This is a genomic window from Enterobacter sichuanensis (assembly GCF_002939185.1).
GTDB classification, from domain to species: domain Bacteria; phylum Pseudomonadota; class Gammaproteobacteria; order Enterobacterales; family Enterobacteriaceae; genus Enterobacter; species Enterobacter sichuanensis.
Genome location: NZ_POVL01000019.1, coordinates 53,724 through 75,711 on the forward strand (window position 1 = coordinate 53,724; position 21,988 = coordinate 75,711).

The window sequence follows — 21,988 nt, forward strand, 5'->3', positions numbered from 1 at the left end:
CTTTTTTATCTTTAATCCTTCTGAGTTCAGAGGCTTATTCATGTCATGGCAATCTTTCAAACAGACTTACCTGGTTAAGTTCTGGTCACCTGTTCCAGCCGTTATCGCAGCTGGCATTCTCTCTACTTATTATTTCGGCATCACCGGTACCTTCTGGGCCGTGACCGGCGAGTTTACCCGCTGGGGTGGGCAACTGCTGCAACTCGCTGGCGTGCATACCGAAGCGTGGGGTTACTTCAAACTCATCCATCTCGACGGCACGCCGCTAACCCGCATTGACGGGATGATGATCATCGGTATGTTCGGGGGCTGTTTTGCCGCCGCGCTGTGGGCAAACAACGTAAAGCTCAGGCTGCCTAAAAGCCGGATCCGTATTTTGCAGGCAATTGTCGGCGGCATGATTGCCGGATTCGGCGCGCGCCTGGCGATGGGCTGCAACCTTGCCGCCTTCTTTACCGGGATCCCGCAATTTTCGCTCCATGCCTGGTTCTTTGCTGTTGCTACAGCGATCGGCTCTTACTTTGGCGCAAAATTTACCCTTCTTCCGCTGTTCCGTATTCCCGTCAAAATGGTCAAAGTGAGCGCCGCGTCGCCGCTTACGCAAAAGCCCTCGCAGGCGCGTCGCCGTTTCCGCCTCGGAATGCTGGTCTTTTTTGCGATGGTGGCATGGGCGCTCTGCACGGCCCTGAACCAGCCCAAACTCGGTCTGGCGATGCTGTTCGGTGTGGGTTTTGGTCTGCTGATTGAACGCGCGCAGATCTGCTTTACCTCCGCGTTTCGCGATATGTGGATCACCGGGCGCACGATGATGGCAAAAGCGATAATCGCCGGGATGGCGGTCAGCGCCATCGGCATCTTCAGCTATGTGCAGTTAGGCGTCGAACCCAAAATCATGTGGGCCGGTCCTAACGCGGTGATTGGCGGCCTGCTGTTTGGCTTCGGGATTGTGCTGGCTGGCGGGTGTGAAACCGGCTGGATGTACCGCGCCGTTGAAGGTCAGGTGCATTACTGGTGGGTGGGGCTGGGAAATGTTATCGGCTCGACGCTCCTGGCGTACTTCTGGGACGACCTGTCCCCGGCGCTCGCCACCAACTGGGACAAGGTCAACCTGCTGAACACCTTCGGCCCTCTCGGCGGCCTGCTGGTCACCTATGCCCTGCTGCTGGTCGCGTTTTTACTGGTTATCGCGCAGGAGAAACGTTTCTTCCGCCGTGGGAGTGTCAAAACAGAAACGCAGGAGAACGCTGCATGAAACAGATTGTGCCTGATTACCGTCTTGATATGGTCGGCGAACCCTGCCCTTATCCGGCGGTTGCTACGCTTGAAGCGTTACCGCAGCTTAAGAAAGGCGAAATTCTGGAGGTGGTCAGCGACTGCCCGCAGTCCATCAACAATATACCGCTGGATGCCAAAAACCATGGGTACACGGTGCTGGATATCCAGCAGGATGGCCCGACCATTCGCTATTTGATTCAAAAGTAAGAAAAGATATGCGCCCCGCCGGGGGCGCATTGAACAGAAGGGACTAGAAGCGATAACCCGCAGAGAACATAAATACCCACGGATCCAGACGCGTGCTGATGCTTTGCTGCTGACCGCCCGCTTTGAAGCGTACATCGGTATCGATATCCATATACCAGACGGAGGCGTTAATTAACCAGTCGCGGTTAATCAGATAATCCAGCCCGACCTGTCCCGCCATCCCCCACGAATCTTTCAGGCTAAGATCAGTCAGACCGGCGTCTTTTCCGGTATCGTTAAATTTCTCATCAAAGAACGTGGTGTAGTTCACACCCGCACCAATATATGGACGCACCTTGCTGCTGGCATCACCAAAGTACCACTGCGCCATCAGCGTTGGCGGCAGATGGTGCACCGTAGCGATATCACCGGTTAGCCCAAGGCCCACGCGATGACGGAAAGGCGTTGCCGCAAGAAGCTCTACACCAATGTTATCCGTCGCCATATAGGTGAAGGTTAACCCCAGCTGGGTGTTATTACTGACGTTAAAACCGCCCATCCCCAGCACGTTATCCGAACCTTCAGTTGGACGAACCGTGGCCGAACCGGCACGAATAAAGAATTCGCCTGCTTCATGCGCGTACGCGACACCAGAGAGACTGCTTAATACAAGGGCTGCCACCGCTAATTTTTTCATATCCGCTCCATCGTTGTGGTTTTAATCGCGGATGAGAATATACTCACAAAAGAGTAATAAGTGATCTGCCCCAGATCACATTAAAACCAGTAACTTAACATTCATTGATCTGGATTAATTTTTTGTTACGCACTAAAAACCGATAAGTTGTTTCCATGTCAATTTTTGGCATTTCACGGTTACAAAATTTTCTCTTTTCCCCCTCTTGCTCTTCCTCTGGCGGCTGGATAATTTAGCGCTCTCACAAATTGATTTGATGCGTTCTTCTTTTGCAGGTGTGCCATGAGTGATATCAACCCGTGCATGACGTGCGGAGCCTGTTGTGCGTATTTTCGAGTCTCTTTCTACTGGGCCGAAGCCAGCGATGGCGGCGGTACCGTTCCGGTTCATCTCACTGAGCCGTTAACCCCCTTTCTGCGCTGCATGAGCGGCACCAATCAAAAGCAGGCACGCTGTGTGGCGCTGGAGGGTGAACCTGGGGTCTCGACCCGATGTTCCATCTATGAAAATCGCCCCAGCCCGTGCCGCGAGTTTGCGATGTCGGGTGAAGAGGGTCAGGTTAACGAAGCCTGTAATCGCGCCCGGGCCCGCGTGGGATTACCGCCGCTTTACAAAGATATGCTTTTCCATACAAGCCTTGATGCTGCCACAGCAGGCGCATCCGGTGTACAATTGCCGGCTAATTAACACCTGCAATACTCAAGGAGAGTGCATGTCTATCACGGCGAAGTCTGTCTACCGTGACACGGGAAACTTTTTCCGCAATCAGTTCATAACCTTTTTACTGATCGCGTTGTTATGCGCCTTTATCACGGTGGTGCTGGGTCATGCGTTCTCACCGAGTGACGAACAGATTGCCAGCCTGAGCCAGGGCGACCATCTGGCGGGAAGCGTAGGCTTGTTTGAACTGGTGCAAAACATGACGCCGGAGCAGCAACAAATTCTGCTGCGCGCGTCTGCCGCATCCACGTTCTCCGGACTGATTGGTAACGCCATTCTGGCCGGCGGCGTGTTGCTATTGATTCAGCTGGTGTCGGCGGGTCATCGGGTTAGCGCCTTACGGGCGATTGGTGCCAGCGCCCCGGTCTTACCTAAACTGTTTATCCTGATCTTTTTAACCACCCTGCTGGTGCAAATGGGGATCATGCTGGTGGTGGTGCCGGGTGTGTTACTGGCTATCGTGCTCTCCTTTGCGCCTGTGATGATTGTGCAGGATAAAATGGGTATTTTTACCGCGATGCGCAGCAGCATCCGTCTCGCATGGGCTAATATGCGTCTGGTAGCGCCTGCCGTAGTCGGCTGGCTGCTGGCCAAAACGCTCCTGTTACTGTTTGCACCGAATTTTGCGGTATTAACGCCAAATGTGGGTGCGGTAGTGGCGAATACGCTGAGCAATTTGATTTCAGCGGTACTGCTGGTCTACCTGTTCCGCCTGTATATGTTAATTCGCCAGTAATCCTGAGGCGGGGGGCATCCAGGCCTCCCGCCCCGCTCAGAAAATGGAATCACAGAATGAAGCAGTTTCTTGATTTTTTACCGCTCGTGGTCTTTTTTGCTTTTTATAAGCTGTACGACATTTATGCCGCGACTACTGCGCTGATCGTTGCGACCGCTGTTGTTCTGATTTACAGCTGGGTTCGCTATCGTAAAGTCGAAAAAATGGCGCTGGTCACGTTTGTTCTGGTCGCCGTATTCGGCGGGCTTACGCTGTTCTTCCACAATGATGAATTTATTAAGTGGAAAGTGACCGTGATTTACGCGCTGTTTGCGGGTGCACTGTTAATCAGCCAGTGGGTAATGAAAAAGCCGCTGATCCAGCGCATGCTGGGCAAAGAGCTGACGCTGCCTCAGGAGGTCTGGTCGCGTCTGAATATTGCCTGGGCGGTGTTCTTTATTCTCTGCGGTCTCGCCAATATCTATATCGCTTTCTGGCTGCCGCAGAATATCTGGGTCAACTTTAAGGTCTTCGGCCTGACCGCGCTGACGCTTATCTTTACGCTGCTAAGCGGCGTATATATCTATCGCCATATGCCCTAGGACGACAAGCACTGATTAATGACTGACCAGAACGTCTGCAACAGGCGTTCTGGTCTATTCTCACCGCTGTGAAATCATAGTAGCATCCCGCCTGAAGTCTTCCGTTACGAGTTAAAACAATGACAACAACTAACGCCCCTCAGGGCGAACTGGTTTTACGCACACTGGCAATGCCCGCTGACACCAATGCCAATGGCGATATTTTTGGCGGCTGGCTGATGTCGCAGATGGATATGGGCGGCGCAATTCTGGCAAAAGAGATCGCCCACGGGCGTGTGGTAACCGTGAGAGTGGACGGCATGACCTTCCTGCGCCCGGTGGCGGTGGGTGATGTGGTGTGCTGCTACGCGCGCTGCGTTAAACGCGGCAATACCTCTATTTCCATTAACATCGAAGTCTGGGTGAAGAAAGTCTCTTCTGAGCCGATTGGACAGCGTTATAAAGCAACAGAAGCGCTGTTTATTTATGTGGCTGTCGACAGCGAAGGTAAACCTCGCCAGCTCCCGCAGGCCTGAACCACCGGCAAAAAAAAGCCTCCTTACGGAGGCTTTTTTTATTCCATCTGCGCCCCGCCGTTCAGGCGGAAAACAATATTAATGACCAACCCGCTACCCGGTTTGCCTGGCTCATAACGCCATTTGCGCATTGCCGCTTTCACGTCGCGCTCAAACATATTCGAAGGCTGCGCTGACAGGATCTCCACGTTATCAACGCGCCCCTCCGCCGTGACGTCAAATTTTACCCGCACGCGGCCTTCAATACGCAACATACGAGCGCGAGGCGGATACTGCGGTTGACTGCGGCTCACGGCTCGCGGGCCCGCTGGCGCGGCGACCGTTGGTTTGGTGGTCGTTGCCGTATTGTTCATCACCGGACGTGAAGGGGCTGCATTTTCTACCGGCTGGGTTGCGCGTGGTTCAACCGGACGCTCTTCGCGTTTCGGACGCTCCTCGACCTTCTTCACCGGTTTGGGCTTCGGCTTAGGTTTCGGTTTTGGTTCAGGTTTGTGGATCACCACCGGCGCTTCTTTCGGTGGCTCCGGAACAGGCTCGGCTTCTGGCTCCGGTTCAGCAACCGGCTGTGGCGGCGGCGGTGCAACCTGCGGGGGTTCGAGATCCGCAGGCGATACCATCGTCACCGAGATCGGCTGCGCGGGCGCGGGCATTTCAATAACCTGATGAACCGAGGTATAGAGCAAACCCGCCACAACAGCACCGTGAATCACGACAGAAAGCAGCGTCGGCCAGGGAAAGCGGCGAGGTAAATCAAGGGTCATCGAAGTCATAGTCATCAACGTTAAAAAACCGAACCCTGATTTTAAATGCAAATAGCAATCATATTCAATAAGACACTTTGTCCTGGCGCAACTTTAGCGCATGAGAGGCCAAAAAAGGCGCATTCAGATCAGGGCATTAACATTGTTTTTATTTTACATTGCAGTCGTATGCCCTTTCACATAACGTAACTGACACTTTTACCGGTTAAGGAGCTTCGCCGTGTTTTACGTGATTTACTCTGAAGATGTTGCTGATTCCCTCGATAAACGTCAGTCTGTACGCCCTGCTCATCTGGCACGTTTGCAGTTGCTCCAGGATGAGGGCCGCTTACTGACCGCGGGCCCCATGCCTGCGGTAGACAGCAACGACCCGGGCGCCGCCGGTTTTTCGGGTTCCACGGTCATTGCTGAGTTTGAATCCCAGGAAGCCGCTCAGGCCTGGGCTGATGCAGACCCGTACGTTGCCGCGGGTGTGTATGCGAAAGTGACGGTTCGCCCGTATAAGAAAGTGTTCTGAGACGAAATCGGCTCCGAAAGGAGCCTTTTTTATCATGGCGGCTACGCGTCCCGTCGTCGAGTAAACTGCTGCTCCGTTATGAGGCTGCCCCACTGGTCGCCTTCCCACTCTTTAACCAGCGAAAAACCAAACGATTCATACAGGCGCCGGGCTGTGGTCAGCTCATTGAATGTCCAGAGATGTACGGCTGAAAACCCGACGTCGTCGCAAAAACGCATCGCTTCGGTGAGTAATTTTTTTCCAGCGCCATGGCCCCGGCAGCCGTCGTCGATAATAAACCAGCGCAGGTGGGCTTCGCCCTGTTCTAAATCCTCACCATCGATTGCCACTGACCCGACAATCCTGTCGTTCATCACCGCCAGCCAGACCTGGTTACAGGGTTTATCCAGCCGGCCACTAAACTCTGCCAGACCGGAGGCCACTTTGGCCTCAAAGAAGCGGCCGAAATGATGCTCGCGCGCGTAATAGCATCCGTGCATCTCTGCGATGCGGCCAATCATGCCGGGAAGGTAGCCCTGCACGATCTTAAGCTCATCAGGGGGCATAGCAACACCCTTCTCCCGACACGCCAGCAGCGCGTCGGCGTACAGGGACAATCCCCGGGAGATGGTTTCCTGCTGAGCGGGCTGCAGGGATTTTATCGCTGATACGACGCGCGCGTTGCTGAAAGTATTAATTTTATGGACCGTGTCATGGCCTTTCGCCGTCAGCCTGAGGCATTTTGATCTGGCATCGTCAGTGGACACCACCTCTTCAAGTTCACCCGCGGCAATCAGGCGAGCCAGCATCCGGCTAACGCTGGATTTTTCCAGCCCCAGCAGTTGCACCAGTTGACCTGCGGTCATCTCTTTGCGCAAGGCGATTTCGACGAGCGTGTGAACGGCCGAGGGCGAATAAGGGGTTGAGGCCAGGGTGGAAGCCATAAAGCCCAACTCTCTCACCATCAGACGCGAGGAACGACGGATAACGCTGACTACGGGGGTTTCGCTGTGCATAGTATGCCCTCATCATTTAGTTGTACTATACAACTAAATGATGAGGGGTTGTCAATGACATTAAAAAGGCTCCCGCAGGAGCCTTATATTCAATCAATGCAGCGACGCTAACCTCGCCGCAAACCCGACAAACAGCAGCCCGATCAGGCCATTGCCCAGCTTTGCCAGTTTCTTTTTGGTTTTCAGATAGCGCGTAACAAACGCGCCGGAGAAGATCAGGAAGCTCATATAGATAAAGCTAATCAACTCAAGCGTGGTCGCGAGGATCAGGAAAGAGGTTCCGGTGTTTTTCGCATTCACGTCAATGAACTGAACGAAGAACGAGACGTAGAACAGAATCGCTTTGGGATTCGTCAGGCTTAATACCAGCGCGCGCTTCATGATCATACTGGCAGGCTCGGGGCCGCTCTCGTGAGCGTTGTTCTGACGGTTCACCACCGACCAGAGCATTTTGCCGCCCAGCCACAGCAGATAAAACGCACCGAGATAACGCACGATATTAAACAGCACCGGGGTAGTCTGAATTAAAGCAGCAACGCCCGCCCAGGCCAGAAACATCAGTACCGCATCACCGATAAATACCCCTGTCGCGGCAAGATAGCCTTTTTTCACGCCGTGACCAATCCCGGTTTTCAGTACAAACAAGGTATTGGGCCCTGGCACCAGCACGATAAAAAATGCGCCGACCACGTACGTCCAGAAATTCAGTACACCAAACTCCGCAAACACTTCTCCCTCCTTTTGCTACACCCAACAGGAACAGCGCTGCAAATACGCTATTCCAAAAAAAAGACGCTATAAAAACAGTGGGCACCATTACGGTGCCCTCATGGTTCTCAGAAATCCTGGACGGCGAACAACAACGCGTTGCGGTGCCGGGTCATTCCACATTTCCTGATGGCGTGAATACGCATATTGCGGCGGGATTGTGCTTCCAGCCAACGAGCCTTGCGACGACTCACCTGTCGCAACATGCGCCAGCGCCCTACTTCTGTTCTACTGCGCTTCATGTCTACAACTCTTTCTCTAACACTTTTTCTCTAAAAGAAAGGCCATTATAAACCCAACCCCACAGCAAACCAGCGCTTTTAGCTGGCGTTTTTATTTGCCAGATGATTCCTGATGCGTACACTCATAACAATACGCTTTCAAAAGGATTTTTTTACTCATGACAACCTTCTACACCGTGGTGAGTTGGCTGGTCATTCTGGGATACTGGCTGTTAATCGCGGGTGTGACATTACGCATCCTGATGAAGCGCAGAGCCGTACCCTCTGCCATGGCCTGGCTTCTGATAATCTACATCCTGCCGCTGGTAGGAATTATTGCCTATCTCTCTTTCGGTGAGCTTCATCTGGGGAAACGCCGCGCCGAGCGGGCCCGCGCCATGTGGCCTTCGACCGCGAAGTGGCTCCACGACCTTAAAGCCTGCAAACACATCTTTGCCGAGGAGAACAGCAGCGTAGCCTCCTCGCTGTTTAAGCTGTGCGAGCGCCGTCAGGGAATTGGCGGCGTAAAAGGCAACCAGCTCCAGTTGCTTACCTCCTCCGATGATGTCATGCAGGCGCTGATCCGCGATATCCAACTGGCCCGGCACAATATTGAGATGGTGTTTTATATCTGGCAACCCGGCGGCATGGCCGACCAGGTGGCAGAATCGCTAATGGCCGCCGCGCGACGCGGTATTCATTGCCGCCTGATGCTCGACTCCGCGGGCAGCGTGGCCTTCTTCCGTAGCCCCTGGGCAGGCATGATGCGTAATGCCGGTATCGAGGTGGTTGAGGCGCTGAAGGTCAATCTGCTGCGTGTGTTTCTGCGCCGGATGGATCTCCGCCAGCACCGCAAGATGGTCATGATCGATAACTATATTGCCTATACCGGCAGCATGAACATGGTTGACCCCCGTTTCTTCAAACAGGACTCGGGCGTGGGCCAGTGGGTGGATTTGATGGCGCGCATGGAGGGGCCAATTGCCACCTCGATGGGCATCGTCTACTCCTGTGACTGGGAGATCGAGACCGGTAAGCGTATCCTGCCGCCGCCGCCCGACGGCAATATAATGCCGTTCGAAGAGGCCAGCGGTCACACCATTCATACCATTGCCTCTGGCCCGGGCTTCCCGGAAGATTTGATCCATCAGGCGCTGCTGACGGCTACGTACTCCGCGCGTGAATACCTGATCATGACCACGCCCTACTTTGTCCCCAGCGACGATCTCCTGCACGCGATCTGTACCGCAGCGCAGCGCGGTGTGGATGTGAGCATCATTTTGCCGCGCAAAAATGACTCGCTTCTGGTGGGCTGGGCCAGCCGCGCCTTCTTTAGCGAACTGCTGGCTGCAGGGGTAAAAATATACCAGTTTGAGGGCGGGCTGCTGCATACCAAGAGCGTGCTGGTGGACGGCGAACTGAGCCTGGTGGGAACGGTGAACCTGGATATGCGCAGCCTGTGGCTAAACTTTGAAATCACGCTGGTGATTGATGATGCCGGCTTTGGCGGCGATCTTGCGGCGGTGCAGGATGATTATATCTCCCGCTCCCGCCTGCTGGATGCCAGACTGTGGGTAAAACGTCCGCTGTGGCAGAGAATTGCCGAACGACTGTTTTACTTCTTTAGTCCGTTGCTGTAAAACGTGCCCAACGATGTTAAACAGGTAGTCATCATGGAAATGGATCTGAACAATCGCCTGACCGAAGACGAAACGCTCGAGCAGGCCTATGACATTTTTCTCGAACTGGCGGTTGATAATCTCGATCCCGCGGACGTGATCCTCTTTAATCTGCAGTTCGAAGAGCGCGGCGGCGCCGAGTTGTTCGATCCTGCTGAAGACTGGGCCGAGCATGTGGATTTCGACCTCAATCCGGACTTCTTTGCTGAAGTGGTGATTGGACTGGCCGATGAAGACGGCGGCGAAATTAACGATATCTTCGCCCGTGTCCTGCTGTGTCGCGAAAAAAACCACAAGCTGTGCCATATTCTCTGGCGCGAATAATAAAAAAGGCTGCGATTGCAGCTTTTTTATTTAATCCGCTAATTCATTTCCGCACCGGTTGCAGAACCGGGCGTTAAGCTCATGTTCCGCCTGGTGGCAGCGCGGGCATTTACGCTGTTGCTTGCGGGTCTGAAAGGCACTGCTCATGTGCGTGGTAATCAGCCCTGTTGGAATGGCAATCACCGAATATCCAATCAGTATCAGTACCGATGCGACAATACGTCCCAGCGGCGTATGCGGTGTGATATCCCCATACCCCACCGTCGTGACGGTAACAATTGCCCAGTAGACAGAGGCGTTGAGCGTCGTGAAACCATATTTAGGTCCTTCTATCAGGTACATCAGCGCACCGAAAACAATCATGACGATGGCAATAAACGAGTAGAAGAGAATAAGCTGATGGCGGGCGCTGACGATCGCGCTCCAGAATATGTGCAGAGACGGCATAAAACGCAGTAATTTCAGGATGCGTAATACCCGAATAACGCGCATCGCTCGCCAGGCAAAGACATAGCTCAGGCTGATTTCCGGCCACAGCCACATCACATAGAGAGGCAGAATTGTGGCTAAATCGATAAATCCCCAAAAGCTGAAAACATATCGGGCCGGGTTGGGCCAGGCAATCACTCTGAGAAGATATTCCGCGGTAAAGACCAGGGTTATTATCAGTTCAAGCCAGACAAAGATATGCCATTCGTCAAACGTCAGGTGATATTGCGTTCCGGCACCGGACTCTATAAAGATGACAATCACGCTGAGGAGCGCAAATAATCCGCAGAGCCCTTCGACGCGTCGTCCGGACAGCGTTTCAGGATCGAATAATAAATGATAGAGCCGCCGACGGGCTGACGTGAATATACGCGACACAGTGACCTCGCAAAAAATAAGGGCTGACATCATGTCAGCCCTTGCGATTATAACGGGTCTACTTTCAGGCAGGAAACCGCATGTCGGAAACTGCCTTCCAGAACCGGTCGCGTTTTGGCGCATTCCGGCCCGGCCATTGGGCACCGCGTACGGAACACGCAGCCCGATGGTGGGTTGATCGGTGAAGGTAATTCCCCTTCCAGAAGCTGAATGGTTTTATTCTTTTCCAGATCGGGATCGGGGATCGGCACTGCCGACATCAGCGCTTTGGTGTAGGGGTGCAGCGGATTATGGTACACCTCATCGTAGGTGCCCAGCTCCACGGCATGACCCAGATACATCACCAACACGCGGTCAGAGATATGTTTCACCACGGCCAGGTCGTGCGCAATGAAGATCAGCGACAGCCCCATCTCGCGCTGCAGTTTCTGCAGCAGGTTTACAACCTGCGCCTGAATGGACACGTCCAGCGCGGAAACCGGCTCATCGCAGATGATCAGCTTCGGCTCGAGGATCAGCGCACGCGCAATACCAATACGCTGGCACTGACCGCCGGAGAACTCGTGCGGATAACGGTTGATGAGGTTGGGTAACAGCCCCACCTTCATCATCATCGCTTTAACACGATCGCGGACTTCCTGGCGCGGCATCTTCGGGTGATAGGTGCGCAGCGGCTCGGCAATGATTTCACCGATGGTCATACGCGGGTTTAATGACGCCAGCGGATCCTGGAAAATCATCTGGATATCGCTGCGCACGTCGCGCCACTCGTCGGGTTTCATGCCCAGCAGATCTTTGCCCAGCCACGCCACTTTACCGCCGGTCGCTTTCACCAGACCGATAATGGCACGCGCGAAGGTCGATTTGCCGCAGCCAGACTCGCCCACCACGCCCAGGGTTTCCCCTTCATACAGACGAAGCGTAACACCATCCACCGCTTTCAGGGTTTTAGGCGGCTGCCAGAACCACTGTTTGCCATCTTTGATGTCGAAATGCACTTTAAGATCGGCGATTTCGAGCAGCACGTTGCGTTTTTCATCTAATGCGTTCATACCAGCTCCTCCTGCGGCTTAAAGCAGGCGCGCAGACGGCCTGGTGCAAACTCTTCCAGCGGCGGCGCGCTGTTGCAGATCTCCATCGCGTGCGGACAACGCGGCTGGAACGGACAGCCTTTCGGCAGACGCAGCAGGTTCGGCGGGTTGCCCGGAATGGTCAGCAGGGATTCCCCTTCCGCATCGAGGCGCGGAACCGCATTCAACAGGCCAATCGAGTACGGATGCGCGGGGTGATAGAAGACATCGCGCGCTTTGCCATATTCCATGGTACGACCGGCATACATCACTAGCACCTTGTCACAGATGCCCGCCACTACCCCCAGATCGTGGGTGATCATGATAATCGCCGTGTTGAACTCACGCTTCAGCTCGTTTAACAGGGTCATGATTTGCGCCTGTACGGTCACGTCCAGCGCAGTGGTTGGTTCATCAGCAATCAGCAGTTTTGGCCGACACAGCAGCGCCATCGCAATCATCACGCGCTGGCGCATACCGCCAGAAAACTCATGCGGGAACATGCGCATACGCTTACGCGCTTCCGGCATTTTTACCGCATCGAGCATTTTAACGGACTCTTCAAAGGCTTCGGCTTTGCTCAGGCCTTTGTGCAGCATCAGCACTTCCATCAGCTGCTCACCCACGCGCATGTACGGGTTAAGCGAGGTCATCGGATCCTGGAAAATCATCGAAATCTGCTCAGCACGCAGCTTGTTCAGCTCATGCTCTGGCAGGTTGAGGATCTCACGGCCGTTGAACCTGGCGGAACCGCCAATCACCCCGTTAGCCGCCAGTAGTCCCATCAGCGCGAAGGCCGTTTGCGATTTCCCGGAGCCCGATTCGCCCACGATGCCCAGCGTTTCACCGGCACGCAGGTTGAAGTTGAGATCGTTTACGGCGGTCACATCCCCGTCCGGCGTCTTAAAGGTGACCCGGAGATCTTTTACATCCAGCAGAAGGTCGCTGCGCTGTTGCGCCTGTGGCGCTGTTGCCGTTTCAATTATTGTCATCACGGCGCTCCTTAACGGTCTTTCGGGTCGAGGGCATCACGCAGGCCATCGCCGATAAAGTTAAAACAAAACAGGGTAACGACCAGGAAGCCAGCCGGATACAACAGCAGCCACGGTGAAACTTCCATTGAGTTTGCCCCGTCACTCAGCAGCGCACCCCAGCTGCTCAGCGGCTCTTGCGTACCCAGACCGAGGAAGCTCAGGAAGGATTCAAACAGGATCATGCTTGGCACCAGCAGTGAGGCATAGACCACCACCACACCCAGCACGTTAGGAACGATATGGCGAACCACGATATTTCCGGTCGATACGCCACCCACCTGCGCGGCTTCGATAAACTCTTTGCGTTTAAGGCTCAGCGTCTGGCCGCGAACAATTCGCGCCATATCCAGCCATGACACCATCCCGATGGCCACGAAGATCAACAGGATATTCTGGCCGAAGAAGGTCACCAGCAGGATCACGAAGAACATAAACGGGAAGGAGTTCAGAATTTCCAGCAGACGCATCATTACTGAGTCCACTTTGCCGCCAAGGTAGCCGGAAAGTGAGCCGTAGAGCGTCCCCACGATCACCGCCACTAGCGCCGCCGCAATACCCACCATCAGCGAGATACGGCCACCGATGGCGACGCGTACCAGCAGGTCACGACCGGAAGAGTCCGTGCCAAAATAGTGGCCAGATTCCATATCCGGCGCGCTGGACATCATTCCCCAGTCGGTGTCGAAATAGGTAAATTGCGACAGCATCGGCGCCAGGGTCACAAACAGGGCGATGATCACCAGAACAATCAAGCTGGCAACCGCAGCACGGTTGTGCATAAAACGACGGCGCGCATCCTGCCAGAGGCTACGACCTTCTACTTCCAGTTTTTCACTGAAGTTTTCCAGCGCCTCGCTGTTTTTCTTACTCAACATCATGGCGTGCTCCAGTGTTAGTAACGGATTTTCGGATCGATGACGGCGTACAGCACATCGACGATAGCGTTAAAGAGGATGGTCAGCGCACCGACGAGGATAGTCAGGCTCAGCACCAGCGAGTAGTCGCGGTTGAGCGCGCCGTTAACGAACAGCTGGCCAATCCCCGGCAGACCGTAGATCGTTTCGATAACCATTGAACCGGTGATGATCCCGACAAAAGCCGGTCCCATGTAGGAGAGCACTGGCAACAGCGCCGGTTTAAGCGCGTGGCGGAAAATAATCCGGCGCATCGGCAGCCCTTTAGCGCGCGCGGTGCGAATGAAGTTTGAGTGCAGCACTTCGATCATCGAACCACGGGTGATACGCGCGATGCTGGCGATATACGCCAGAGATAGGGCCACCATTGGCAAAATCATGAACTTTAATGCCCCGCCGTTCCAGCCGCCGCCCGGCAGCCACTTCAGCGTGATGGCAAATATCATCACCAGTAATGGCGCTACAACGAAGCTGGGTATTACTACCCCGGTCATTGCTACCCCCATTACGGCATAATCCCATTTGGTATTTTGTCTGAGCGCGGCGATAACGCCGGCGGTGACCCCGAAAACGATAGCCAGAATGAATGCGGCCGCACCCAGCTTAGCTGAAACCGGGAAGCTGGACGCCACCAGGTCGTTAACGGAATAGTCTTTATATTTAAATGACGGTCCAAAATCACCGTGAGCCAGCTGCTTCAGATAATTGAAGTACTGGGTGGAGATAGGATCGTTTAAGTGGTATTTCGCTTCGATATTCGCCATCACTTCTGGCGGCAGCGTACGTTCACCGGTAAAAGGACTGCCCGGCGCAAGACGCATCATGAAGAAGGAAATCGTGATGAGAATAAATAACGTTGGAATCGCTTCAAGACAGCGACGTAGGATAAATTTCAACATTGCCCGTACCTTCTGGCGTGTGCCTATATAATGTGACGTTGGTTAGACACCGTGGGGCGAGCAAGCTCGCCCCACTCATTGCCATTAATGCTTGATAATATACAAGTTTTTAACGTAGATATTATCCATCGGGTCTTTACCGGTGTAGCCACCTACCCACGGTTTCACCAGACGGGCGTTAACGTAGTAGTAAACCGGAACGATCGCGGAATCTTTATCCAGCTGCTGCTCAGCTTTAGAGTACAGTTCAGTACGCTGTGCTTCGTCAGTGGTTTTCAGCGTGTCGGCAATCAGCTTGTCAAACGCCGGGCTCTTATAGTGCGCGGTGTTGTTTGAGCTGTCGCTCAGCATGGTGTTCAGGAAAGAGGTCGGCTCGTTATAGTCCGCACACCAGCCTGCACGCGCCACATCAAAGGTGCCCTGATGACGGCTGTCGAGGAAGGTTTTCCACTCCTGGTTCTCCAGCTTCACGTTTGCGCCCAGGTTCTTTTTCCAGATCGAGGCGACAGCGATAGCCAGTTTTTTGTGCAGATCGGAGGTGTTGTACAGCAGGCTGAAGGTCAACGGTTTATCCGCGGTGTAGCCAGCTTCGGCCAGCAGTTTCTTCGCTTCCGCGTTACGCTGTTCCTGCGTCTGTTTGAACCAGTCTGGCTCGGTCAGTTTCGCGCCATCAGTGTATGGCGGGGTGTAGCTGTATGCTGGCAGATCGCCCTGGTTTTTCACTTTGTTCACGATGATGTCGCGATCCAGTGCCAGCTTCAGCGCAGTACGGACACGTACGTCGGTGAACGGTGCTTTCTGGTTGTTGATCTCATAGTAATAGGTGCACAGGTATGGATCGACGTGAACTTCTTTCGGGATCTCTTTTTTCAGTTTCTGGAACAGTTCAATCGGCATGTTGTTATAGGTCATGTCGATTTCGCCGCTGCGGTAGCGGTTTACGTCAGTCACTTCAGAAGAGATTGGCAGGTAGGTGACCTGGTTAATCACGGTTTTGGCGTTGTCCCAGTACTGCGGGTTACGCTCCAGGACCATACGTTCGTTGACCACCCAGTCTTTCAGTTTATACGCACCATTGGTCACGATATTGGCAGGCTGGGTCCATTTTTCACCAAATTTTTCCACAGCGGATTTTGGTACCGGGGAGACGGACGGGTGAACCAGCAGCTTATAGAAGTACGGAACAGGTTCGCTCAACGTCACTTCAAAAGTATTGGCATCAATCGCTTTTACGCCCAGATCGGTTATCGGTTTTTTGCCCGCGATGATGTCATCAATATTGGCGATGTGGCCATATTGCAGGTAGCTCGCATACGGAGAGGCGGTCGTTGGATTCGCCAGACGCTGCCAGCTATAAACGAAATCTTCCGCCGTTACCGGCGTACCGTCAGACCATTTCGCATCTTTACGCAGATGGAAGGTCCAGACTTTAAAATCTTTGTTTTCCCATTTTTCTGCCACGCCCGGAGCCGGGTGGCCGTCTACGTCGGTGACCAGCAGACCTTCGAACAGGTCGCGGTTAACGTTAGACTCAGGAACACCTTCAATTTTGTGCGGGTCAAGAGACTGAACTTCCGCACCGTTGTTACGCACCAGCGTCTGCTTCTCAGCCAGTTGAACACCTGCAGGAACGTCCGCAGCCATTGCAGCGTTGCCCGCGATTAGCGCAGTTAAAATCCCCGCCGCTACCAGATTTTTTTTTGTGATGATGGACATTGTGTTGGTACTCCACTCATTATAATTACTGGCATTCGCCAGCTGTGTAATCCCCTGTTGGGGCCTGTACAGCGCAGGAGTTTTTTTTGCTGCTGTCAGGTTCTTCTTTTACTGCTTGCTATCACCGACTTTTTTATTACTGACCGCTCGTATGGCCGTCTTGCGTCGATTCTTTACAGGCCTCCCCTGTTTGAGACCCGCGTTGGATATCTGAGAAGAGAACGATATGAAAATAATTCTCATCTGGTTGTTTTATGCTGCAAAATATTAGGCCGGAAAGTATCAAATGGCGTAAACGCGCGCCAATACATTTTGCAAATTTGTTAAGCAATTCTCTTTTACGGTGAACACCGTATCTTTGTGGGCAGCCCTGCCAGACATTGAATACCCTTAAAAACATCAGATATTCAATGTGATAGAGAAAATTTTCTCTGCAAGCGCGTCGTTGCGCTCTCAACGAGTGGTTTTGTACAAAAATTTAACAACTGGTTATTATTTAGCACATTCCTCTAAGGGAATGTTGAAATTACTAATATCATTTCGGTTATCACTCAGCAAGCCCCAGAGTATCATGTGAGTAAAATAACAGAGCGATCGTAGGTTTTCTGCACAGAGGAAGTCAGGCGGGTTTAATAACTTATTGAAATACAAGAAGTGAACATTATTAGTAGAATTTATTATGACATGTGAGCTTTTCAACTTTAGTTATATGATTTGCTGATAATCACGTAAAAAAACGGAGCCGTCGCCCCGTTCTTTCATACGAAATATTAGTGTAACAGGCCGGGGAAAATGCTTTTAATCCCCGTAACGATGAATTCAATGCCTAACGCCATCAACAACAGGCCCATGATACGGGTAATGACGTTGATGCCCGTCTGCCCCAGCAGGCGTACCAGCCAGGGGGCCATGCGGAATACTCCCCAGCAGCAGAGCGCGAAAATGGCAATGGCGACAGAAAAGCCAATCAGGTGCATCAGGCTATGGTAACGCGTGCCCCAGACAATGGTTGAACTGATGGCACCAGGACCGGCCATCAGCGGTAATGCCAGCGGTACCACGCCAATGCTCTCTCTGATAGCGGTTTCCGACTTCTCCTGTTTGTTCTGTTTATCCTCGCCCAGCTTTCCGCTGATCATAGACATGGCGATGGTCACCACCAGGATCCCACCCGCTATGCGGAAAGAATCAATCGAAATCCCGAACAGCTGAAGAATCGTGTCCCCGAGAAAAAGGGAGGTCAGCAATATGATCGCCACTGACAGGTTAGCGGTCAGGTTGGTTTTATTCCTGGCCGCCGCCGTCTGGTAACTCGTCATACTAATGAAGACAGGAATGATCCCCACCGGGTTGACCAGGGCAAACAAACCAATAAAAAATTTAAAATACGTTGGAAAATCAAAGAGCGTTTGGATCACGTTTTGCTCCGCTTATACAGATGCCCGGGACTGACAAATTGTCATGAGAAATCGCGCTGAAGATACCTTTTTTATCAGCATACTTCACTTGAAATCTGTACCAAAACGTTATCATTTCAGGATGTTAAACATTTGTATAATCAATGATAGCGCTGCTTCCAATACTTACGTAATTATTTAACACTGGAAAAATCTCAACAAAATAACCCTGCTGAAAGGTATCAGCTTGGGGGAAAATTGACGCAGATCATGATTTCCGTACTCAGAAGTGAGTAATCTTGGTTACGCCCCCAGGGAGATCACCTGCCAAAAAGGATGATGCTAAGGTAAGGCTCTTTTAGTAAATTAGTGTGCTGGTGCAGAAAGTAACTCTTTGTTTTATTTTAAGTTACGCAAGTGGTTTCGGCTCTGTCTATACTGTGTGACGTATCGAGCGCTGGTTTACTAAAAGAGTTTAAACATTATCAGGAGAGCATTATGGCTGTTACTAATATCGCTGAACTGAACGCCCTCGTCGAGCGCGTTAAAAAAGCCCAGCGTGAATATGCCAATTTCACCCAAGAACAGGTTGATAAAATCTTCCGCGCGGCCGCACTGGCTGCTGCAGATGCTCGAATCCCTCTCGCTAAAATGGCCGTTGCCGAATCCGGCATGGGTATCGTTGAAGATAAAGTGATCAAAAACCACTTCGCTTCTGAGTATATCTACAACGCCTATAAAGATGAGAAAACCTGTGGCGTGCTGTCCGAAGACGACACCTTCGGTACTATCACTATCGCCGAACCTATCGGCATTATTTGCGGTATTGTTCCGACAACCAACCCAACCTCTACTGCCATCTTCAAATCGCTGATCAGCCTGAAGACTCGTAACGCAATCATCTTCTCTCCACACCCACGTGCGAAAGACGCGACCAACAAAGCTGCGGATATCGTTCTGCAGGCTGCTATCGCTGCGGGCGCACCAAAAGATCTGATTGGCTGGATCGACCAACCTTCTGTTGAGCTGTCCAACGCGCTGATGCATCACCCTGACATTAACCTGATCCTCGCGACCGGTGGTCCAGGCATGGTTAAAGCAGCATACAGCTCCGGTAAACCGGCTATCGGTGTGGGCGCAGGTAACACGCCTGTAGTCATCGACGAAACCGCTGATATCAAACGTGCTGTTGCGTCTGTACTGATGTCTAAAACCTTCGATAACGGCGTGATCTGCGCATCTGAACAGTCTGTGGTCGTTGTAGACTCCGTGTACGACGCCGTTCGCGAACGTTTCGCCAGCCACGGCGGCTACCTGCTGCAGGGTAAAGAGCTGAAAGCGGTTCAGGACATCATCCTGAAAAATGGCGCGCTGAACGCCGCTATCGTCGGTCAGCCAGCGTATAAAATCGCTGAACTGGCAGGCTTTACTGTGCCGGCAACCACCAAAATCCTGATCGGTGAAGTGAAAGTTGTCGACGAAAGCGAGCCGTTTGCACACGAAAAACTGTCTCCTACGCTTGCCATGTACCGTGCGAAAGATTTCGAAGACGCGGTAGAGAAAGCCGAGAAACTGGTTGCTATGGGCGGTATCGGTCATACCTCTTGCCTGTACACCGACCAGGATAACCAGCCAGAACGTGTGGCTCACTTCGGCCAGATGATGAAAACGGCGCGTATCCTGATCAACACCCCTGCTTCTCAGGGTGGTATCGGTGACCTTTACAACTTCAAACTCGCACCTTCCCTGACTCTGGGTTGTGGTTCCTGGGGTGGTAACTCCATCTCTGAAAACGTTGGTCCAAAACACCTGATCAACAAGAAAACCGTTGCTAAGCGAGCTGAAAACATGTTGTGGCACAAACTTCCGAAATCTATCTACTTCCGCCGTGGCTCTCTGCCAATCGCGCTGGATGAAGTGATTACTGATGGCCACAAACGTGCGCTCATCGTGACTGACCGTTTCCTGTTCAACAACGGCTACGCTGACCAGATCACCTCTGTGCTGAAAGCAGCTGGCGTTGAAACTGAAGTGTTCTTTGAAGTTGAAGCTGACCCAACCCTGAGCGTAGTACGTAAAGGTGCTGAACTGGCTAACTCCTTCAAGCCTGATGTGATTATCGCACTGGGTGGTGGTTCCCCAATGGACGCCGCGAAAATCATGTGGGTGATGTACGAGCATCCTGAAACCCACTTCGAAGAACTGGCGCTGCGCTTTATGGACATCCGTAAACGTATCTACAAGTTCCCGAAAATGGGCGTGAAAGCGAAGATGATCGCGGTAACGACCACTTCCGGTACCGGTTCAGAAGTCACCCCATTTGCGGTTGTTACCGACGATGCAACCGGTCAGAAATACCCACTGGCCGACTACGCGCTGACGCCAGATATGGCTATCGTTGATGCGAACCTGGTCATGGATATGCCGAAGTCACTGTGTGCGTTCGGTGGTCTGGATGCCGTGACTCACGCCCTGGAAGCTTATGTTTCAGTACTGGCATCTGAGTTCTCTGACGGTCAGGCTCTGCAGGCACTTAAACTGCTGAAAGAAAACCTGCCAGCGTCTTACAACGAAGGCTCTAAAAACCCGGTTGCTCGTGAACGTGTCCACAGTGCCGCAACCATCGCCGGTATCGCGTTTGCTAACGCCTTCCTGGGTGTTTGCCACTCAATGGCGCACAAACTGGGCTCACAGTTCCATATTCCTCACGGCCTGGCGAACGCCCTGTTGATCAGCAACGTTATCCGTTATAACGCGAACGACAACCCAACCAAGCAGACTGCTTTCAGCCAGTACGACCGTCCGCAAGCTCGTCGTCGTTATGCTGAAATCGCAGACCACCTGGGTCTGAGCGCACCGGGCGACCGTACTGCTGCTAAGATCGAGAAACTGCTGGCATGGCTGGAAAGCCTGAAAGCTGAACTGGGTATTCCTAAATCAATCCGTGAAGCGGGCGTGCAGGAAGCTGACTTCCTCGCTCACGTAGATAAGCTGTCTGAAGATGCATTCGATGACCAGTGTACCGGTGCTAACCCACGCTACCCACTGATCTCCGAGCTGAAACAGATCCTGCTGGATACCTACTACGGTCGTGAGTTCAAAGAAGGTGACGTTGCCGCTGTGAAAACACAAGCGCCTGTCATTAAAGCTGACAAGAAAGCGAAGAAAAGCGCTTAATTGACTGCTGATGAAAAACCCGCCTTTATGGCGGGTTTTTTTATGTCTGAATGATAAGGCCGACGTTATTTTCTGTTATCGTGCTGAATCGCCGTCAGCGAGCCTACGGCCAGCGCTTCCTTATAGTGCTTACGGCAGACCGATACATAACGTTCATTCCCGCCTATCACCACCTGCTCACCATCTGCATAAGGTTTCCCGGCCTGGTCGAGACGAAGCACCATGCTGGCTTTACGACCGCAAAAACAGATAGTCTTCAGTTCAACGAGTTTATCCGACCAGGCGAGCAAATACTGGCTCCCGGCAAAGAGTTCACCGCGGAAATCCGTACGCAGCCCGTAACAAAGCACGGGAATATCGAGTTCATCCACCACCTCTGAAAGCGCATGAACCTGTTCACGCGTCAGAAACTGACTCTCATCTACCAGAACGCAGTGAATGGGCTGCGCGGCATGAGCTGTGCGAATGTCCTCATACAGGTCCGTTTTGGGGTTAAACAGTCTCGCAGGCGACGAGAGCCCTATTCTGGAGCTTACTTTCCCTGCACCAAAGCGGTCGTCAATTTCCGCCGTATAAACAACGGTACGCATTCCTCGTTCCTGGTAATTGTATGAGGATTGCAGCAACGCGGTGGATTTCCCGGCATTCATTGCCGAATAGTAGAAATAAAGTTGTGCCATTGGCCGTAAAACCCTAATCAATGTGTAATATTCCCGATGATTGATTGTACCATATTTTGTCTGGTCATCCGCGATGCGGCGCACAGCCCCTGCGGTCGAGGGCGGTTTTCAGGAACGACGGTTGACGAAAATAGTGCGTTAAAACAGGAGGTAAACCCATTCAGCACGGCTGATATGTTATAAGTTCAACCAAACATAACACTTCTTTTTATAGTGGAATCATCGTTCATTAAAATTCACTATTTATTAACTATTCCAG

General features: G+C 52.7%; 23 protein-coding genes. 10 read left to right on the forward strand and 13 right to left on the reverse strand.

Annotated elements, in window-relative coordinates:
• Nucleotides 1–40: 40 nt before the first annotated feature.
• Together yedE and yedF are read left to right on the forward strand one after the other, a co-directional pair.
• A complete protein-coding gene (gene yedE / locus C5687_RS10725) occupies nucleotides 41–1,252 on the forward strand; it encodes a selenium metabolism membrane protein YedE/FdhT (RefSeq protein ID WP_045285934.1) in 1,212 nt (403 codons plus the stop codon).
• Nucleotides 1,249–1,482, forward strand: a complete 234-nt coding sequence (gene yedF / locus C5687_RS10730; protein WP_025756570.1) for a sulfurtransferase-like selenium metabolism protein YedF — start codon at nucleotides 1,249–1,251, stop codon at nucleotides 1,480–1,482. The genes yedE and yedF overlap by 4 nt, the downstream gene beginning before the upstream one ends.
• Before the next feature lie 43 nt (nucleotides 1,483–1,525).
• Here the strand turns inward: yedF and ompW are convergent, their stop codons facing one another.
• Complete coding sequence (ompW, locus tag C5687_RS10735) at nucleotides 1,526–2,158, reverse strand: outer membrane protein OmpW (RefSeq protein ID WP_104556924.1); 633 nt, start codon at nucleotides 2,156–2,158, stop codon at nucleotides 1,526–1,528.
• A gap of 282 nt (nucleotides 2,159–2,440) precedes the next feature.
• Here ompW and C5687_RS10740 point away from each other — a divergent pair, with 282 nt between their 5' ends.
• From C5687_RS10740 to yciA, 4 genes are all read left to right on the forward strand, one after another.
• Entirely contained in the window at nucleotides 2,441–2,845 is a 405-nt protein-coding gene (locus C5687_RS10740; protein ID WP_047958832.1) for a YkgJ family cysteine cluster protein, read from the forward strand.
• Between the two features lie 25 nt (nucleotides 2,846–2,870).
• Nucleotides 2,871–3,614 carry a YciC family protein gene (locus C5687_RS10745; RefSeq protein WP_025756567.1) on the forward strand — a complete coding sequence of 248 codons (744 nt, stop codon included), beginning with the start codon at nucleotides 2,871–2,873 and terminating at the stop codon, nucleotides 3,612–3,614.
• Between the two features lie 56 nt (nucleotides 3,615–3,670).
• A complete protein-coding gene (locus C5687_RS10750; protein WP_104556925.1) occupies nucleotides 3,671–4,195 on the forward strand; it encodes a septation protein A in 525 nt (174 codons plus the stop codon).
• 119 nt (nucleotides 4,196–4,314) lie between these two features.
• Nucleotides 4,315–4,710: an acyl-CoA thioester hydrolase YciA gene (yciA, locus tag C5687_RS10755; protein WP_008502796.1), complete on the forward strand. Its 396-nt coding sequence runs from the start codon at nucleotides 4,315–4,317 to the stop codon at nucleotides 4,708–4,710.
• A 38-nt stretch (nucleotides 4,711–4,748) separates the two neighbouring features.
• Here the strand turns inward: yciA and tonB are convergent, their stop codons facing one another.
• The gene (gene tonB / locus C5687_RS10760) at nucleotides 4,749–5,471 is read right to left on the reverse strand and encodes a TonB system transport protein TonB (protein ID WP_104556926.1); all 723 of its coding nucleotides are present in this window, start codon (nucleotides 5,469–5,471) and stop codon (nucleotides 4,749–4,751) included.
• A 220-nt stretch (nucleotides 5,472–5,691) separates the two neighbouring features.
• Between tonB and C5687_RS10765 the strand changes: the two genes are divergently transcribed.
• Nucleotides 5,692–5,988, forward strand: a complete 297-nt coding sequence (locus C5687_RS10765) for a YciI family protein (RefSeq protein WP_025756564.1) — start codon at nucleotides 5,692–5,694, stop codon at nucleotides 5,986–5,988.
• 41 nt (nucleotides 5,989–6,029) lie between these two features.
• On the opposite strand, the gene C5687_RS10770 is transcribed toward C5687_RS10765, so the two are convergent.
• From C5687_RS10770 to C5687_RS24585, 3 genes are all read right to left on the reverse strand, one after another.
• Nucleotides 6,030–6,983, reverse strand: a complete 954-nt coding sequence (locus C5687_RS10770; protein ID WP_104556927.1) for a bifunctional helix-turn-helix transcriptional regulator/GNAT family N-acetyltransferase — start codon at nucleotides 6,981–6,983, stop codon at nucleotides 6,030–6,032.
• A gap of 93 nt (nucleotides 6,984–7,076) precedes the next feature.
• Nucleotides 7,077–7,712 carry a leucine efflux protein LeuE gene (gene leuE / locus C5687_RS10775; protein ID WP_025756562.1) on the reverse strand — a complete coding sequence of 212 codons (636 nt, stop codon included), beginning with the start codon at nucleotides 7,710–7,712 and terminating at the stop codon, nucleotides 7,077–7,079.
• A 107-nt stretch (nucleotides 7,713–7,819) separates the two neighbouring features.
• A complete protein-coding gene (locus C5687_RS24585; protein WP_088244222.1) occupies nucleotides 7,820–7,993 on the reverse strand; it encodes a YciY family protein in 174 nt (57 codons plus the stop codon).
• Between the two features lie 158 nt (nucleotides 7,994–8,151).
• Between C5687_RS24585 and cls the strand changes: the two genes are divergently transcribed.
• On the forward strand, nucleotides 8,152–9,612 hold the full coding sequence (gene cls, locus C5687_RS10780; RefSeq protein WP_025756561.1) for a cardiolipin synthase: 1,461 nt from the start codon (nucleotides 8,152–8,154) through the stop codon (nucleotides 9,610–9,612).
• A gap of 33 nt (nucleotides 9,613–9,645) precedes the next feature.
• On the forward strand, nucleotides 9,646–9,975 hold the full coding sequence (locus C5687_RS10785) for an HI1450 family dsDNA-mimic protein (RefSeq protein ID WP_025756560.1): 330 nt from the start codon (nucleotides 9,646–9,648) through the stop codon (nucleotides 9,973–9,975).
• Between the two features lie 30 nt (nucleotides 9,976–10,005).
• Here C5687_RS10785 and C5687_RS10790 read toward each other — a convergent pair whose 3' ends face one another.
• The 7 genes from C5687_RS10790 to C5687_RS10820 form a co-directional block, all read right to left on the reverse strand.
• Nucleotides 10,006–10,875, reverse strand: coding sequence for an ion transporter (locus tag C5687_RS10790; RefSeq protein ID WP_047958837.1), 870 nt, complete (start codon nucleotides 10,873–10,875; stop codon nucleotides 10,006–10,008).
• Between the two features lie 14 nt (nucleotides 10,876–10,889).
• Entirely contained in the window at nucleotides 10,890–11,894 is a 1,005-nt protein-coding gene (gene oppF, locus C5687_RS10795; protein ID WP_025756558.1) for a murein tripeptide/oligopeptide ABC transporter ATP-binding protein OppF, read from the reverse strand.
• The gene (gene oppD / locus C5687_RS10800; RefSeq protein ID WP_025756557.1) at nucleotides 11,891–12,904 is read right to left on the reverse strand and encodes an ABC transporter ATP-binding protein; all 1,014 of its coding nucleotides are present in this window, start codon (nucleotides 12,902–12,904) and stop codon (nucleotides 11,891–11,893) included. The genes oppF and oppD overlap by 4 nt, the downstream gene beginning before the upstream one ends.
• A gap of 11 nt (nucleotides 12,905–12,915) precedes the next feature.
• The gene (gene oppC / locus C5687_RS10805; protein WP_025756556.1) at nucleotides 12,916–13,824 is read right to left on the reverse strand and encodes an oligopeptide ABC transporter permease OppC; all 909 of its coding nucleotides are present in this window, start codon (nucleotides 13,822–13,824) and stop codon (nucleotides 12,916–12,918) included.
• A 14-nt stretch (nucleotides 13,825–13,838) separates the two neighbouring features.
• Nucleotides 13,839–14,759: an oligopeptide ABC transporter permease OppB gene (gene oppB, locus C5687_RS10810; RefSeq protein WP_008502786.1), complete on the reverse strand. Its 921-nt coding sequence runs from the start codon at nucleotides 14,757–14,759 to the stop codon at nucleotides 13,839–13,841.
• A gap of 84 nt (nucleotides 14,760–14,843) precedes the next feature.
• Nucleotides 14,844–16,475, reverse strand: coding sequence for an oligopeptide ABC transporter substrate-binding protein OppA (oppA, locus tag C5687_RS10815; RefSeq protein ID WP_008502785.1), 1,632 nt, complete (start codon nucleotides 16,473–16,475; stop codon nucleotides 14,844–14,846).
• Between the two features lie 770 nt (nucleotides 16,476–17,245).
• On the reverse strand, nucleotides 17,246–17,893 hold the full coding sequence (locus C5687_RS10820; protein WP_008502784.1) for a YchE family NAAT transporter: 648 nt from the start codon (nucleotides 17,891–17,893) through the stop codon (nucleotides 17,246–17,248).
• 477 nt (nucleotides 17,894–18,370) lie between these two features.
• On the opposite strand from C5687_RS10820, the gene adhE reads away from it, so the two are divergent.
• A complete protein-coding gene (adhE, locus tag C5687_RS10825) occupies nucleotides 18,371–21,049 on the forward strand; it encodes a bifunctional acetaldehyde-CoA/alcohol dehydrogenase (protein WP_104556928.1) in 2,679 nt (892 codons plus the stop codon).
• A 65-nt stretch (nucleotides 21,050–21,114) separates the two neighbouring features.
• Here the strand turns inward: adhE and tdk are convergent, their stop codons facing one another.
• Nucleotides 21,115–21,729, reverse strand: coding sequence for a thymidine kinase (gene tdk, locus C5687_RS10830; protein WP_025756552.1), 615 nt, complete (start codon nucleotides 21,727–21,729; stop codon nucleotides 21,115–21,117).
• Between the last annotated feature and the right edge of the window lie 259 nt (nucleotides 21,730–21,988).